At 40.2% G+C, this 14,824-nt stretch carries 12 protein-coding genes, 4 tRNA genes and 1 pseudogene; 14 read left to right on the forward strand and 3 right to left on the reverse strand.

What is annotated here, in order from left to right; translation table 11 throughout:
- Position 1 precedes the first annotated feature (1 nt).
- From BEN71_RS02130 to pilB, 3 genes are read right to left on the reverse strand one after another with little or no spacing between them, the layout of a single operon-like run.
- On the reverse strand, positions 2 to 862 hold the full coding sequence (locus tag BEN71_RS02130) for a prepilin peptidase (protein ID WP_068973845.1): 861 nt from the start codon (positions 860 to 862) through the stop codon (positions 2 to 4).
- Positions 862 to 2,088: a type II secretion system F family protein gene (locus BEN71_RS02135; RefSeq protein WP_068973844.1), complete on the reverse strand. Its 1,227-nt coding sequence runs from the start codon at positions 2,086 to 2,088 to the stop codon at positions 862 to 864. Before BEN71_RS02135 ends, BEN71_RS02130 begins: the two co-directional genes overlap by 1 nt.
- 27 nt (positions 2,089 to 2,115) lie before the next feature.
- The gene (gene pilB / locus BEN71_RS02140; protein ID WP_068973843.1) at positions 2,116 to 3,828 is read right to left on the reverse strand and encodes a type IV-A pilus assembly ATPase PilB; all 1,713 of its coding nucleotides are present in this window, start codon (positions 3,826 to 3,828) and stop codon (positions 2,116 to 2,118) included.
- 289 nt (positions 3,829 to 4,117) lie between these two features.
- Here pilB and tpiA point away from each other — a divergent pair, with 289 nt between their 5' ends.
- From tpiA to BEN71_RS02210, 14 genes and pseudogenes are all read left to right on the forward strand, one after another.
- Entirely contained in the window at positions 4,118 to 4,912 is a 795-nt protein-coding gene (gene tpiA / locus BEN71_RS02145) for a triose-phosphate isomerase (protein WP_068973842.1), read from the forward strand.
- A 9-nt stretch (positions 4,913 to 4,921) separates the two neighbouring features.
- Positions 4,922 to 5,254, forward strand: coding sequence for a preprotein translocase subunit SecG (gene secG / locus BEN71_RS02150; RefSeq protein WP_068973841.1), 333 nt, complete (start codon positions 4,922 to 4,924; stop codon positions 5,252 to 5,254).
- A gap of 61 nt (positions 5,255 to 5,315) precedes the next feature.
- A tRNA-Leu gene (locus tag BEN71_RS02155) sits at positions 5,316 to 5,400 on the forward strand.
- A gap of 47 nt (positions 5,401 to 5,447) precedes the next feature.
- A tRNA-Met gene (locus BEN71_RS02160) sits at positions 5,448 to 5,524 on the forward strand.
- Positions 5,525 to 5,694: 170 nt separating this feature from the next.
- Positions 5,695 to 5,771: transfer RNA gene (locus BEN71_RS02165), tRNA-Met, on the forward strand.
- Positions 5,772 to 5,964: 193 nt separating this feature from the next.
- Positions 5,965 to 6,041 (forward strand) — tRNA-Met (locus BEN71_RS02170).
- Positions 6,042 to 6,258: 217 nt separating this feature from the next.
- A complete protein-coding gene (gene rimP / locus BEN71_RS02175; RefSeq protein ID WP_068973840.1) occupies positions 6,259 to 6,783 on the forward strand; it encodes a ribosome maturation factor RimP in 525 nt (174 codons plus the stop codon).
- 34 nt (positions 6,784 to 6,817) lie between these two features.
- Positions 6,818 to 8,302: a transcription termination factor NusA gene (gene nusA / locus BEN71_RS02180; RefSeq protein ID WP_068973839.1), complete on the forward strand. Its 1,485-nt coding sequence runs from the start codon at positions 6,818 to 6,820 to the stop codon at positions 8,300 to 8,302.
- Positions 8,303 to 8,345: 43 nt separating this feature from the next.
- A pseudogene (infB, locus tag BEN71_RS02185) lies at positions 8,346 to 10,874 on the forward strand (translation initiation factor IF-2); the annotation flags it as partial.
- Positions 10,874 to 11,278, forward strand: a complete 405-nt coding sequence (locus BEN71_RS02190; protein WP_068973838.1) for a ribosome-binding factor A — start codon at positions 10,874 to 10,876, stop codon at positions 11,276 to 11,278. The pseudogene infB and the gene BEN71_RS02190, both read left to right, overlap by 1 nt.
- An 85-nt stretch (positions 11,279 to 11,363) precedes the next feature.
- On the forward strand, positions 11,364 to 12,185 hold the full coding sequence (locus BEN71_RS02195; RefSeq protein WP_068973837.1) for a tetratricopeptide repeat protein: 822 nt from the start codon (positions 11,364 to 11,366) through the stop codon (positions 12,183 to 12,185).
- Positions 12,186 to 12,282: 97 nt separating this feature from the next.
- A complete protein-coding gene (locus BEN71_RS02200; protein WP_068973923.1) occupies positions 12,283 to 12,873 on the forward strand; it encodes a LemA family protein in 591 nt (196 codons plus the stop codon).
- 93 nt (positions 12,874 to 12,966) lie between these two features.
- Positions 12,967 to 14,097 (forward strand): TPM domain-containing protein, encoded by a 1,131-nt coding sequence (locus BEN71_RS02205; RefSeq protein ID WP_068973922.1) that lies wholly within the window; start codon positions 12,967 to 12,969, stop codon positions 14,095 to 14,097.
- Positions 14,091 to 14,651 carry a TPM domain-containing protein gene (locus BEN71_RS02210; protein WP_068973836.1) on the forward strand — a complete coding sequence of 187 codons (561 nt, stop codon included), beginning with the start codon at positions 14,091 to 14,093 and terminating at the stop codon, positions 14,649 to 14,651. Before BEN71_RS02205 ends, BEN71_RS02210 begins: the two co-directional genes overlap by 7 nt.
- Positions 14,652 to 14,824: the final 173 nt, after the last annotated feature.

The following is a 14,824-nucleotide window of genomic DNA, read 5'->3' on the forward strand; positions in this document are numbered from 1 at the left end:
ATTATTGTCCTAAATAAATCTTCATGATTTGATCGCCCCATAAGAAAGCAATCCAACCTGCTATCGCGATATAAGGACCAAATGCGAAAGGAATATTTTCCTTGCGTATTTTGAGGAGAATAATTCCAATAATCGCGCCTACAACTGATGACAATAGAATAATTAATGGGAGGAGTAATGGTCCCATCCATGCACCCAATGCTGCAAGTAATTTAAAATCACCATAGCCCATGCCTTCTTTACCAGTCACAATTTTAAAGAGGTAGTAGACAATCCATAAGCATAGAAAACCAATAATATAGCCCCAGATTGCTGATGTTGCAGTGGTGTATATGTTAAAACTGTTAATGCCTAAGCCAATCGCACCCAGTGTCAGAGTGAAGCGATCTGGGAGTAGTTGGGTATCAAAATCAATAAAGGTAAGGGTGATCAGTATCCATGTTAAAAAGACCCCGAAAACCATTTGTAAAGTTGGTCCAAAAACAGCAACGACGATTAAAGAGCATACAGCAGTCAGTAATTCGATAAAGGGATAGCGAATACTAATCGGGTTTTGGCAAGTACCGCATTTTCCTCTTAATGCTAACCAACTAATAACAGGTATATTTTGATACCAACGAATTGAGGTTTTGCATTTTGGGCATGTTGAAGCTGGTTTGCTTAAACTGAGTTTTTCTTCATCAATGATGGGCTGCTCTGGATGAAGCAGAAGTTGACAGTCAGTATGCCACTCTTGTTCCATTATTTTGGGTGTTCTGTAAATGACAACATTTAAAAAACTACCTATGCACAAACTAAGCACACCAACAGTCAAATAAAGCGCTGTTGGTGTTTGAATCAAATAATCGAGAAGCTCTTGCATTAAACCACTGAACCCATTTGGAAGATTGGAAGATACATTGCAATTACGAGACCACCCACAAGTACACCAAGCACAGCCATGATCAACGGCTCCATCATTGAAGTTAAGCCATCAACAGCATTATCGACTTCATTTTCAAAGTGTGTTGCGACTTTATCGAGCATGGCATCAAGTGCACCTGATTCTTCGCCAATAGCAACCATTTGAATTGCCATGGAAGGGAATTTATTGGTCACTCGCATCGCAAAGTTAAGTTGTTGTCCTGTAGCCACGTCATCACGAATTTTGAGGACAGCTTCTTCATAGACCACGTTGTTGGTTGCACCTGCTGTGGACTCCAATGCTTCAATCAGTGGAACACCTGCTGCAAATGTTGTTGCTAAAGTACGGCTATAGCGTGCAATAATGGCTTTATAGACCAAATCACCAAAAATAGGTGCTTTGAGTGCCGCTTTGTCTAAGAAGTCACGGAATTTTTTACTGCGTTTTTTTGCTTCAAGGAAAGCCGTAATCACAACAGCAATAAAGATAATTAGAATAAACCAATAACTTTGCATCCATTTCGACATATTTACGACCATTTGGGTGAAAGCAGGAAGATCAGCACCAAATGAGCTAAATAAGTCTTGGAATACAGGAACAACTTTGACCATCAAAATAATGGTAACAATGATCGCAACACAAATAACTGCGATGGGATACTTCATCGCTTTTTTAATTTTTTGTTTAAGTAATTCAGATTTTTCTTTATAGATTGCAACACGGTCCAACATGGTTTCAAGCGCACCAGACTGTTCTCCTGATTCAACCAATGAACAAAATAGGTTATCAAAATACTGAGGGTATTTTCTTAAAGCCCCTGCAAAAGTGTTACCGCCTTCGACTTCACCTTTGATTCCCAAAACTACTTCACGCATCGATGGATTTTCTAAACCTTCAGCAACGATTTCAAAACTTTGAACCAAAGGTACGCCAGCTTTCATCATGGTGGCTAATTGACGTGTGAAAATCGTGATATCTAAGGTTGAAACTTTTTTCTTCATTAAACCTTCGAGAATATTTTTCTTTTTTTCTCGAATGGTTTTGATGGTGATGCCTTGCTTTCTTAAAGTCACTTTAGCCAGTGCCATATTACGTGCAGGCAGTTCACCTTTGATTTTGACCCCTTTACGATCAACCCCGTCATATGCAAATGTTGGCATCATTTGAGCTTTTTTAGCTGCCATAACAATTTCCTTAAATATTGATTATATTTATTCGCTGGTTACGCGGTTAATTTCTTGTAAAGAAGTTAAACCATTCATGACCTTAATCAGTCCTGAACGTCTTAGATTATTAAACCCCAATTTCTCAGATGCTGCTGCGATTTGAAGCGCATTACCATCTTCCATAATAATCTTTGAAATTTCAGGTGTTACTTTCATCACTTCATATACACCAACACGCCCCTTATAGCCTTCACGACATTCACTACAGCCAATCGGTTGATATATTTGTAAGTCTGGGTTGCTTAAATCTTGTTCTGTAAAACCCATTTCTAACAGACTTTGCTTTGGAATTTCAACGGGCGCTTTACAGTGACTACATAGGCGACGCGCCAATCGTTGAGCAATCACGAGATTCACTGATGTTGCGATGTTAAAAGAAGGCACCCCCATGTTTCTTAAACGGGTCAATGTTTCAGGAGCACTATTGGTATGTAGAGTAGACATCACCATATGACCGGTCTGTGCTGCCTTAATCGCAATTTCAGCAGTTTCAAGGTCTCGAATCTCCCCGACCATGATGATATCTGGATCTTGACGCAGGAATGATTTGAGCGCTGCGGAGAAGCTTAAACCCACTTTAGGATTGACGTTAACTTGGTTAATCCCTTCCAAGTTGATTTCGACAGGGTCTTCGGCTGTAGAAATATTCGAGCTTTCGGTGTTTAAAATATTCAAGCCTGTATATAAAGAAACCGTTTTACCTGAACCCGTTGGACCTGTGATAAGTAACATGCCTTGAGGTTTTTCGAGCGCTTCCATAAATAAGGCTTTTTGATGTTCTTCATAGCCTAAGGCATCAATCCCGAGCATGGCGCTGGATGGATCAAGAATACGCAGTACCAGTTTTTCACCAAAGAGGGTTGGGAGTGAGTTCACACGAAAATCAATGGCTTTGGTTTTAGATAGTTTTAATTTAATACGACCATCTTGAGGAACACGTTTTTCAGAAATATCCATTTTGGACATCACTTTTAGACGTGAAGCTAAACGATTTGCCAATTGTAGTGGTGGGTTGGTAATAGATCTTAAAACACCATCGACACGGTAACGCACACGATAAGATTTTTCATAGGGTTCAAAATGCAAATCGGATGCGCCCATTCGAATTGCATCGACCAATAACTTATTAACATATTTAACAATCGGCGCTTCATCTTCTGGGGTGTCATTATCGACGTCCGTTGATTCTTGATCATCTGTGGCAATAATATCGACATCAAAGTCTTCTTCGCCAAAACTAAAACTTTCTTCTACTGTAAAATGCTTTTCTAAAGCTTTTTCTAATTTGTCATATTCAACAATGATCGGTTCAATGTTGAGCCCACAATTAAAACGAATGGCGTCAAGCGCTTCAACATTGGTTGGATCTGAGGTCGCAACATATAAAATATTGCCACGCTGTACCAAAGGAATCACTTTATGTTTGAAACATAAATTATTATCAGCCACTTCTTTGGGTAACATTTCAGGGTTAAAGCTATCTAGATCAAAAATTGGTTCGCCAAATTCAGATGAGATCATTTCAGCAATGAGAATCGCTTTAATATCTAATTTTTCGACTAAATAGGCAACTGTGCTCATTTTATTCTTTTTAGCACTGTCAATCGCATCTTTCATTTGTTGGGCTGATAAAAAGCCTTCATCCACTAAGCGACGAATATATCCCGAAAACTTAGGTGAACCATTCTGTATAGACATCCCCAAAACACCTTAAATTTCATTTTATAATTTGAATACGAAAATTATACGATGATCCTTGAAAATAGCTAGGTTCAAACGCATTCTTCTAAACAGATATTTGAGCAATAATTTGAGCTAAGTAGAGTTTTGGTCATTATCTATGAAATGATTTTACTTTCTAATTTGCCTATTCTTTATATTGCTAGAACTTAACTTTAAATGAGATGACGCAATTGATAAAGAAAAAATGATTTAAAAATTAAAATTCCGTGTAGAATGTGCTCATTTTTGATAAAAGGTTAGATGTATGTCGGATTCGACTATTACTCCTTGGGTTGTCGGCAATTGGAAAATGAACCCAATGCAAGCGAATTCGCAACAGCTCATTCAAGATTTAAAACAGTATTTAAAACAAACACCGATTACAGAACAACAATGTCATATTGGTGTTGCACCGATTTCTATTGCTTTATTGTCCGTTCAACAGTCATTGGTTGATGCACAGTCACCTGTTAAAGTTGTCGCTCAAGACCTTTCTCGTATGGCAGGTACAGGCGCATTTACAGGTGAAGTCAGCGCGGAGCTACTTAAAGACAGTCAAATTGATTATGTGTTAATTGGTCATTCTGAGCGCCGTGAAATTTTTGGTGATGGTGTTGAACACGTGAAAGCCAAAGTTCTAAATGCACTGAATGCTGGTTTAACCGTCATTTACTGTGTTGGTGAAAGTTTAGAACAACGTGAAGCAGGGCAAGCAGAGCAAGTTGTGCTACAACAAATTTGTGACCTAGCGACAGTTGTAAAAGCAGATCAGTGGCACAATATTGTAGTTGCTTATGAACCAATTTGGGCAATCGGCACAGGTAAGACAGCTTCTCCTGAAGATGCACAAGCGATGCATGCCCAAATTCGTCAAGGTTTGGCTCAAATTGCAGCTGAAGGGAAGAATATTGCCATTTTGTATGGTGGTAGTGTTAAACCTGAAAATGCAGTAGAGTTGGCAGCTTGTCCAGATATTAATGGTGCACTGGTTGGTGGTGCATCACTCAATGCAGCGTCATTTTTTGAAATTGCTCGCGCATTTGCGAAAATAAAAGAATAGGAGTTCAGCATGCATACTTTTGTGCTGGTAGTACATATCATATTGGCTGTTCTGATGATTGGACTGATTTTAGTTCAACATGGTAAAGGTGCAGATGCTGGCGCTTCATTTGGTGGCGGTGGTGCAGCAACTGTATTTGGTGCATCAGGTTCAGCGAGTTTTTTAACACGTTTAACTGCGATTCTGACAGCATTGTTTTTTGTCACCAGTATCACGCTTGCTGTGTTTGCGAAAAAGCAAACTTCCGATGCTTATGGATTGAAAACAGTACAATCTAGTTCGCAAACAACAGCTCCTGCACAAACAAATACGGGTGAAACTTCGCCAACCGCACCGAAATAACTCTTTTTTTAAAATTAAACCTTTCAATTTGGTGTGTAAGCTACTAGAATGCGTCACAGCTGCGGTGGTGGTGGAATTGGTAGACACGCTACCTTGAGGTGGTAGTGCTTTCGGGCGTGGGGGTTCAAGTCCCCCCTTCCGCACCAACAAAGAATCCAGAAATTTTTGTTGGTGTTTGCAGTGAATACGTTGTTGCGGGATGGAGCAGTCTGGTAGCTCGTCGGGCTCATAACCCGAAGGTCGTTGGTTCAAATCCAGCTCCCGCTACCATTTATTTGGTAAAGTAGTTGATGTGTTTTTGTTGATTTGGCCCGTCGGGCTCAACTCTTCATAAAATCACGAAGGTTGTTGGTTTATTCAGCTCCCGCTACCAATTTAATTAAGATGCAACTTAATTAAAAATAAGATTGAAAAATTTTATTCGTATATTTGCAGTTTGTTGCGGGATGGAGCAGTCTGGTAGCTCGTCGGGCTCATAACCCGAAGGTCGTTGGTTCAAATCCAGCTCCCGCTACCATTTATTTGGTCATGTAGTTGATGTGTTTTTGTTGATTTGGCTTGTCGGGCTCAACTCTTTATAAAATCACGAAGGTTATTGATTTAATCCAACTCTTGTACCATCTTAGTTAAGATGCAACTTAGCTAAGCTTAGAAATGAAACATATTGATTGAAATTTGAATCATTTTTGAGTATAATATTGCAACGCTGATGCGGGATGGAGCAGTCTGGTAGCTCGTCGGGCTCATAACCCGAAGGTCGTTGGTTCAAATCCAGCTCCCGCTACCAAGTTTCTAAAAGGGCTCACAGATAGGTGGGTCTTTTTGTATAGTGAGCTACGGTTTACTGTACGATAATAGGGGCGATTACGCCCTTTTTTATTGGCTATCGTGTGGTGTGTACATCAATTGGTCAAAAAGACATGCTTCACTATAGTAAAGTTTGGTTAGTCCAAAAAATTGGTTAGTCCGATGAGCGATTGAATCGCACAAATTGACGAGAGTAAATGAAGCTATCAAATAAAACTCAGGCACTTCAAGATCTAATCACTCCTGCAGTGCAAGCTTGTGATGTTGACCTTTGGGGAATTGAATTTATCCCTCAAGGTAAACGTTCTTTATTGCGTATTTATATCGATAAAGAAGTTTCTGAAAATGCTGAACCTGTTCTAAATGAAGAGGGTGAAGTAGAGTTAGGCCGTGGTATCGGTGTACAAGATTGTGTACGTGTAACACAGCAAGTGGGTGCGATTTTGGATGTTCATGATCCAATTTCAGGTGAATATGCCTTAGAAGTATCATCACCAGGTTGGGATCGTCCATTTTTCCAATTGGCACAGCTACAAGCTTATATTGGTCAACAAGTTGCTTTGCGTTTAATCGCAGCGGTGGAAAATCGTCGTAAGTTTCAAGCGAAATTGGTTGCTGTTGATTTAGAAAATGAATTCATTCAAGTGGAAGTTGAAAAACAACAGGTACTTGAAATTGATGCAAACAATATTGATAAAGCGAATCTGATCTATCAAGATTAATCCAGAAATAGAAATCTGAACAAATAGGTGACCTATGGCACGCGAGATTCTCACCGTCGTTGAAACGGTTAGTAATGAGAAAGGTGTAAGTCGCGAAGCAATTTTTGAAGCGCTTGAACAAGCTTTAGTTGCAGCGACTAAAAAGAAATTCTACGAAGGAACGAATTCGGAAGAAGCGCGTCTACGTGTGGAGATTGATCGTAAAACTGGTGACTATAGTACTTTCCGTCAATGGGAAGTGGTTGCTGATGAAGATCATGAAATGCCTGCATGTCAAGATGCTATTTCTGATGTTGATCCTGCGCAGTGGTCAATTGGTGATATTCGTGAATTGGAAGTGCCATCAATCGATTTCGGTCGTATTGCTGCTCAAATCGCGAAACAAGTGATTGTGCAAAAAATTCGTGAAGCTGAACGTGCGTTGGTTGCAGATGCTTATGAATCTAAAGTGGGTGAGCTGATCTACGGTGAAGTGAAAAAACAAACCAAAGATGGCTTTATCATCGACTTAGGTGACAATGCAGAAGCATATTTAGCGCGTGAAGAAATGATTCCTAAGGAAATTCTTCGCCCTAAACAACGTATGAACGCAATTCTTTTCAATGTGAACCGTGAAGGTCGTGGCGCGCAATTATTATTGTCTCGTGCTAAACCTGAAATGTTAATCGCATTGATGAAAAAAGAAATTCCAGAAATTTCTGAAGAAATCATTGAAATTAAAGCAGCAGCACGTCAACCAGGCGTTCGTGCAAAAATTGCTGTGAAAACCAATGACCATCGTATTGACCCAGTAGGTGCTTGTATTGGTATGCGTGGTACACGTATCCAAGCAGTACAATCTGAGTTGAATGGTGAACGTATTGATGTGGTTGTATGGTCTGATGATCCTGCTCAATATATCGCTAGTGCTTTAGAGCCAGCGGATGTATCGGGTATTGTGATCGATGAAGAAGAGCGTACTGCAGACATTATTTTTGCGACCAGTGATCAACTCGCGCGTGCGATTGGTTCTCAAGGACAAAACGTTCGTTTAGCTTCAGAGTTAACTGGCTATAAACTCAATATGATGCTTGAAGATGAGTATCGTGCTCGTCAACAAAATGAAGCTCAACAATATTTAGACATGTTTGTAACACGTCTTGATATTGAAGAAGATCTTGCAATGGCTTTAGTAGAAATGGGCTTTACTTCACTTGAAGAGATTGCTTATGTGCCTGCAGAAACTTTCGATGAAATCGAATTGGATGCGGATACAGTTGAATTGCTACAAAGTCGTGCAAAAGAAGCCGCTTTGGCAGATGCATTGAAACAACAAGAAGATATTCAGGATCCAAGTCCAGAGCTTCTTGAGATGGAAGGTATGACTTCTGAAATTGCGCATGCTTTAGCTGCTCGTGGTGTTGTAACAATCGATGACTTGGCTGACCAAGCAACTGACGATATTTCAGATATCGATGGTTTAGGTGCTGAAAAAGCAGGTCAATTGATTATGAAAGCACGTGAATCATGGTTTAACTAGGAGTGCATAAATGACGGATAAGTCAACGCAAGATGCAGGACAATCAGGACAAATTACGTTAAAGCGTAAAACGACCAGCACTGCAAAAGTTGCTAGTACTTCAGGTAAATCTAAAACGATTAATGTTGAAGTGCGTAAGAAACATACTTTTACCAAGCCGGATCCTGAACAAATTAAAGCTGAAGCTTTAGCGAAGGCTCAGGCTGATGCACAGGAAAAAGTGGCTCCAAAAGCACAGGAAGAAACTGCTGTTCAAGAAGTTGAAAAAACTGAGAGTTCAGCAAAAGCGAATTTGGAAAAAATGCGCGCTGCTGCAAAACAGCAAACCGCTGCAAAAGAAACACCGAAAGCTGCGGTCGTGGTTAAACGTAAATCTACGAACAAACCAATTACTAAAGCAACAGTGAAAACAATTGAAACGCCTGAGCAAAAACGTGCACGTGAAGCTCAAGCAGCGCAATTGAAAGCGACGGAAGAAGCAGCACGTAAAAAGTCAGCAGAAGAAGCACAACAACGTACACTTGAGCAAATGCGTCAAATGGCGTCGAAGTATTCAGCTGATGATAATGCACCAACAATTCGTGTTGTGGATGATTCTCCTTTGGCTGCTGGTCTTGTAGGTCAGGCTTATGAAGACTCATTTGCGAAAGAAGACCGTGAGATTAAGCGTGGTACAAACACGAATAATCCACGTGGTCAAAAGAAAGGTGGACGTCGTGGTCAAGAAGAGCAATCTTTCAGCCATAACCCACACAAACGCGGTTTGAAAACAAGTCAAGCAAACAAGCATGGCTTTGAAAAACCAGTTAAAAAACAAGTTTATGATGTTGAAATTGGTACAACGATTGTGGTTGCTGACTTAGCTGCGAAAATGGCAGTTAAAGTTCGCGAAGTGATTAAATCACTCATGAAAATGGGTGAATTGGTTACACAAAACCAAGCGATTGACCAAGAAATTGCAGCATTGATCGTAGAAGAAATGGGACACAATCCAGTTCTCGTTTCTGATACACAAGCGGAAGATAACTTACTTGAAGCAGCTGAAGAAGCGCGTGGTGTTCAAACTACTCGACCTCCAGTCGTTACAATCATGGGTCACGTTGACCATGGTAAAACTTCGCTTCTTGACCGTATTCGTCGTGCGAAAGTGGCACAAGGCGAAGCGGGCGGTATCACTCAGCATATTGGTGCTTATCACGTTAAAACTGAGAAAGGCATTATTACTTTCTTAGATACACCTGGACATGCTGCATTTACTGCAATGCGTTCACGTGGTGCGAAAGCGACTGATATCGTGGTGCTTGTTGTGGCTGCGGATGATGGTGTAATGCCACAAACTGCGGAAGCAATTGACCATGCACGTGCTGCAGGTACACCAATCATTGTTGCAATCAACAAGATGGATAAAGAATCTGCTGATCCAGATCGCGTATTGAACGAATTGACAACGAAAGAAATCGTCCCTGAACAATGGGGTGGTGATGTTCCTGTTGCAATGGTTTCAGCACATACTGGTGCCGGTATCGATGATTTACTTGACTTAATTTCAATTCAAGCTGAATTGTTAGAGTTGAAAGCATCTGAAGAAGGTGCTGCGCAAGGTGTTGTTATTGAAGCGCGTGTAGATAAAGGTCGCGGTGCGGTAACATCTATTCTTGTACAAAATGGTACATTGAATGTCGGTGACTTGGTACTTGCTGGTGCATCTTATGGTCGTGTTCGTGCGATGACAGATGAAAATGGTCAACGTATCAAATCTGCAGGTCCTTCGATTCCAGTTGAAATCTTGGGTCTTCCAGAAGCGCCTATGGCGGGTGATGAAGTTCTTGTGGTTGATGATGAGAAGAAAGCACGTGAAGTTGCTGAAGCTCGTCTAGATCGTGAACGTCAACGTCGTCTTGAACGTCAATCTGCAATGCGTCTTGAAAACTTGATGGCTTCAATGGGCAAAAAAGATGTGCCGATTGTCAATGTGGTCTTGAAAACAGATGTACGTGGTACTCTAGAAGCATTGATCGTTGCGCTTTCTGAATTATCTACTGACGAAGTTAAAGTTCGTGTGATTAGTTCAGGTGTAGGTGCGATCACTGAGTCTGATGTGATTCTTGCTGAATCTTCAGAAGCGTTCTTGCTCGGCTTTAACGTACGTGCGGACAATACTGCACGTCAAAAAGCAGATGCAGACGACATCGATATTCGTTACTACAGCGTAATCTATCAATTGATTGATGACGTAAAAGATGCAATGAGCGGTAAGTTGGCTCCTGAACATCGCGAAACGATTCTGGGTGTTGCTGAAGTACGTGAAGTGTTCCACTCGAGTAAATTTGGTGCTGCTGCAGGTTGTATGGTACTTGAAGGTATGTTGCATCGTAACAAACCAATTCGTGTACTTCGTGATGATGTGGTGGTATTCCAAGGTGAACTTGAATCTCTTCGTCGCTATAAAGAAGTGGTTGAAGAAGTTCGTGCGGGCATGGAGTGTGGTCTTGCTGTTAAAGGCTATAAAGACATCAAAGCACAAGATAAGATCGAAGTGTATGATGTTCAGTTGATCAAACGGAGTCTTTAATGGCGGGTAGTCAACGTCTTAAGCGTATGGCAGATACAGTTCAGAGAGAGCTCTCTGAACTGATTCGTCAGGAGCTGAAAGATCCACGCTTAGGTGGTCTCGTGACCATCTCTGCGGTAAAAGTAAGCCCAGACTTAGGTTATGCAGAAGTTTACGTGACTGTAATGGGGCGTGAACTGGGTGATGAACAAAGTGAAGCTGCGAACAAAGAAACTTTAGATGTATTGAATAAAGCATCTGGTTTCTTGCGTCATGAACTGGGTCGTCGCATTAAAACACGTGTAACGCCACGTCTGCGCTTCCATTATGACAAAACCAATGCATACGGAAACTACATGTTTGGTTTGATTGCAGAAGCTGTGAAGGACTTACCTCCTTCAGAAGACAAAAAAGATGATGAATAAATCATCATTTTGATGAGAGCCACCTTAGGGTGGCTTTTTTGTGGCTGAAATATATAATGAGCACATTGAATAATAATGAATCAAAATGATGACAATAAAAAATATCTTATTTTTAAGCCTAGCTTATGCGGTTTCAAACTCAGCCGTTGCATGTATTAATAGTTATGCTTTTGAGATGGGGGCAGGTGCTATTACTCAAGAATATGCAGAAGAAAAGCTTGAGGAAACTAAAGCTAAAATAAAAACAGTCGAAGAATTAAATGATTATGGTGTATTACTCATTTTTGCCCATCGCTATAACGATGCGATTAAAATATTTAAAAAACTTGAAAAACAACATCCCAATTTAGCCAAGACTGCGGCAAATTTAGGTACAGCCTACGAACTTTCAGGTGATTTAGAAAAAGCGAAATATTGGATTGCACAAGGTATGCAACGTGATGCCAATATTCACCAAGGCAGTGAATGGATGCATTTAAAAATATTGGATGCACAAATCCAGCAGAAAAAAGATTCAAAATGGATTCAAACCCATGATGTATTAGGTTTAGATTTTGGTACTTCAACTGTACCTAAGGCAAAAGTGCAAGAAATTGTATTTCAAAATAAGCATTATGATTTAGACAAAATATTGCTAGACAGTGAGATACAAATGGATCAGCGGCTAAGGTTTGTCAAGCATGATCCAATCAGTGCACAGATTATTTTTAATATGGCAAATATCGAACTTACAAAATACAATACAGATAATTATACCGTTGATATTCTTTATGATCGGGCTAAAGACTTAGGTTATAGCAATCCACAATTATTGGAAAAGCGTAAAGACTATTTCCTACATTCTAAGTGGTTTCAATTCAAAGCATTTGTATTTCAATTATGGCAACATTTAAAAAAAATATTTTGATTAAAGAATAGCAAAAATACACAAAACTTGTGCAAATTGTGTTTAGAATGCAAATATATATGAACAAATACAACGAAATATCTTTGAGGGAAATATGATGAATGCAATGAAAAAAGGCTTATTGGCACTTACTTTAGCAAGTACTTTGGCATTTTCAGGTTGTGGCTATAATACCTTGCAGGCTAAAGATGAATCAGTAACTGCTGCTTGGTCAGAAGTTGAAAACCAATACCAACGTCGTGCGGACTTAGTGCCTAACCTTGTGAATGTGGTGAAAGGTTATGCGACACATGAAGAAAAAGTACTGACTGAAGTCACTCAAGCACGTGCCAATGTTGCAGGCTTGAAAGTCGATAAAGAAGTGTTAAACGATCCTGAATTATTCAAAAAATACCAAGAAGCACAATCGCAAATGACAGGTGCGTTATCACGTTTATTGGCAGTGACTGAAAATTATCCAGATCTAAAAGCCAATGAGCAATTTCGTGACTTACAAGTGCAACTTGAAGGTACAGAAAACCGTATCAGTACTGCACGTACTCGTTATGTGACCACTGTTCAAGATTACAATACTTATGTACGTCAATTCCCTCAAGCGATGACCGCTAAAGTGATTGGTATGAAAACCAAGCCAAACTTTAGTGCGGAAGCGGGTGCTTCTAAAGCGCCAACAGTGAATTTTAACTAATTTCTAAATACCTCACTCACCATCTTATTTGACGTGAATCGAAAGGGGTATTGATCTGGTTAATGAATACATTGCGTGAATAGAGGTGGTTTGATGATTGAATGGTTACAAGCATCACGAATTAAAAAAATCAGTATAGGTATCTTTATACTGTTCGGGTTGATGCTGTCTGTTCAATCAACCGTATGGGCTGAAACTGCAACAGCAACGGATGAACAAGAGGCGCAAGAAGCTGTAGTTTTGGGTAAAATTGTGCCCAATGCGAATGTTCCAAATGTGATTGGTACAAATGCATCCGCGATCAATGGGCAACAAGCCACAAATGTCACAACGAGAACTCAATCACAAGCACCGACTGATGCGACTCAAAATTCAATCGCTGTTGCCAATGATATGGCAGAAGGGCAGTTATCACGTGATATTCCAAGCTTAAATCAACCAGTTATTGACCAAGCAAATGTTTTAACTGCTGCGGAAAAGCAAAATCTTGAACAACAAATTCAGGATATTTACCGTCAGGGCAAGGCACAAATTGGTGTGATTATTGTTCCGACAACAGGCAATGAAGGCATTTTTGATTTTGCTATGCGTGTGGCGGAACAATGGAAATTGGGTTCAGCAAAACAAGACAATGGTTTATTGATTGCAGTTGCGGTGAATGATCATAAATTGCATATCGCTACAGGATACGGTTTGGAAGGTGTGCTTCCAGATATTATGGTCAATCGTATTATCCGTAATCAAATCACACCAGCATTTAAACAAAACCAATTTGGTCAAGGGATCCAAGCTGGTGTTGATGAAATTGAGCGTATCTTGGATATGGATCCTGAAACAGCAGCCAAAGCTGCGGATGAACTCAAGGATCGTCAAGATCAAGCGATAAAAGCACAGGAAGCCAAAGATCGAACACTCACTACCACGATGATTATTTTGATTATTGGTGTATTTGCATCGTTTATTGTGGGGAATCGTTTGAGTGCATCTGTGGCAGGAGTAACTGCTGCTGCGGCAGGTATGATTTATGGCTCAGGCATCGTGATGAGTTTAGTGCTTGGTTTTGGTGTGTTCTTTTTATTGATCACTTCAATCGCGCAGTTGCTGTTCCAAATGTTCGTTTCTGGTGGTGGACGTGGCGGCGGTGGTGGAGGCTTCGGTGGGGGCGGAGGCTACAGCGGTGGCGGAGGTGGTTTTGGCGGAGGGGGAGCATCAGGTTCATGGTAATTAAAAATGATACAACGGAAATTGTAACGCAACCGAAGTTGCAAGAATCAGTTGAACCGAGTTTTAGACGTTGGCTCAAGCACTTTTTTTATATGCCTGCATCTAAACGGTATTTTTCTAAACAAGATCAAATGGTCATCGCCCAAGCTGTTCAGCAGGCTGAAGATGGTCATGTCGGTGAAATTCAAGTGGTGATAGAGGGGCATATCCCAAGCCATCAAGCTTATTACCAATGTACTCGTTTAAGAGCGCAACAGCTTTTTGCGGAGTTGGGTGTATGGGATACCGAGTTTAATAGTGGTGTTTTGCTGTATTTGAATTTGTGTGAGCAAACTGTAGAAATCGTGGTGGATCGGGGGATCAATCTAAAGACGTCTACTGAAGTATGGCAACGGATCTGTGATCAAATCGTGGCTGAGCTGAAAAACAGACAGTATCGTTCTGCTGTAGTTAATGGTGTAGCAGAAATAGGTAAAGTATTGAATTTGTTTTACAATGATAAAAAACCTGATATGATGAACGAGTTGTCAAATCAGCCTATTATTTTGAATTAGCACAGAAAAGCCTGAATTTTTTCTTTAAAAAAGTGACCATAAGTGTCACTTTTTTACGTTAAATTACATGTTGAAAAATAACGATAAAAAAAGCTTGTAAAGAATTACATTCACACTAAAATCAGAATGTGTTCGAGGGCTGTTGGTTTTTTCCACATAAGACAGACTCATAA

This window comes from Acinetobacter wuhouensis, assembly GCF_001696605.3.
GTDB lineage: Bacteria > Pseudomonadota > Gammaproteobacteria > Pseudomonadales > Moraxellaceae > Acinetobacter > Acinetobacter wuhouensis.